This window comes from Streptomyces sp. McG3 (assembly GCF_018619185.1).
Taxonomy (GTDB): Bacteria; Actinomycetota; Actinomycetes; order Streptomycetales; family Streptomycetaceae; genus Streptomyces.
Map to the genome: position 1 here is coordinate 1 of NZ_JAAXYC010000561.1, position 1,512 is coordinate 1,512.

Genomic DNA, 1,512 nt, shown 5'->3' on the forward strand with positions numbered 1-1,512 from the left:
CCACCCGCCTGCGGCCCCCCACCACCTCGGGAGTCCTCTCGTGATTTCACGCCGAATGTTCCTGACCGGCGCCGCCGCCTCGGCCGCGGCGCTCACGTACCCCGCCTGGGGCAGCGCTCTGAGCCCGCGCGCCTCCGCGGCCCCCGCGACCTGCGAACTGGCCCTGGAGAACAAGTCGTTGCCGGGCACGGTGCACGCGTATGTGACCGGCCACGAGCTGGGCACCGACCGCTGGGTGCTGCTCAAGCCGGACGGTGGCGTCTACCGCCCCGATTCGCCCGGCGCGCCGCAGACCCCGCTGCCCGTGGACTGCGCGATCCCGCTCAAGGGCGCGGGCGCGGGTCCGGTCGTGCTGACCCTGCCGCAGATGTACGGGGCGCGGGTCTACTTCGTCCGCGACGACAAGCTGGACTTCTACCTCAACCCGGGCCCCTCGCTGGTGGAGCCCGCCTTCGCGACGCCGACGGACCCCAACTACGGGCGCACCTGGTCGTTCTGCGAGTTCACCTTCAACACCGAGCAGCTGTACTCCAACATCAGCTACGTCGACCTGGTGACGGCCCTCCCGATCGGCATCACGCTGGAGGGCGACGCGACGCACACCGTGGCCCCGCTCCCGGACGGCGCGGTGCAGCGGATCGCGGACGACCTGACCGCCCAGGCCGCCGCCGACGGGCAGCCGTGGGACAAGCTGATCACCCGGAGCGACGACGGCGGCGTCCTGCGGGTGGTCTCGCCGCAGAACATCATGGCCCCGTACTTCGACCGGCCCGCCGAGATGCCGTTCCGGGACCTGTTCACCGCGCAGATCGACGAGGTCTGGGAGAAGTACCGCTCCGAGGACCTGCGCATCGACCTCCAGGGCGGCCGGGGCACGCCGGCCGGCCGGGTCAGCGGGGACACGCTGACCTTCGAGGGCGGCCACACCTTCGTCAAGCCGCAGACGAAGGACATCTTCACCTGCAACCACGGCCCGTTCACCAACAACCCGGGCGACTCCGACGACAAGAAGGCGATCCTGGCCCGGCTGGCGGCGGGCTTCAACCGCTCGATCATGCTGAGCCACCCGAGCCAGCCGAACGGCACGTCGACGGCGGACTACTACAAGGGATCGGTCACCAACCACTGGTCCCGGGTGGTCCACGCGAACAGCCCGATCGGTTACGCGTTCCCGTACGACGACGTCCGCCCGGACGGTGAGCCGGACGTCTCGGGCGCGGCGCACGACGGGAACCCGCGCCGCTTCACGGTGACCGTGGGCTCCTGACGCCCGCCCGGCAGGCATGTGCGCCCCCGCCCTCCTGCTCCTTCGGGCGGGGGCACACGCATACCCGACCGGCGCCTTCGGGCCATCCGATACCTCATCAATTGACACGGTGTGTGGCGTTCTTGACTTCGCCCCGGCCCCCCGGGACGGTTCCGTATGCGAATGAACCGACTCCCCCGCCGCATGCTCGCGGCGGTAGCCGCCGGATTCCTGCTCACCGCAGCGGCTCCCGCGCACGCCGACCC

At 71.1% G+C, this 1,512-nt stretch carries 1 protein-coding gene; it reads left to right on the forward strand.

Annotation, left to right across the window (positions count from 1 at the left end):
* The first annotated feature begins 55 nt into the window (after nucleotides 1-55).
* Complete coding sequence (locus HET64_RS38435) at nucleotides 56-1,267, forward strand: glycoside hydrolase family 64 protein (protein ID WP_215111851.1); 1,212 nt, start codon at nucleotides 56-58, stop codon at nucleotides 1,265-1,267.
* Nucleotides 1,268-1,512 lie beyond the last annotated feature (245 nt).

Excerpts from the sequence above, each read along its gene's own strand:
- HET64_RS38435 (WP_215111851.1), top strand. The coding sequence starts at position 56 with ATGTTCCTGACCGGCGCCGCCGCCTCGGCCGCGGCGCTCACGTACCCC.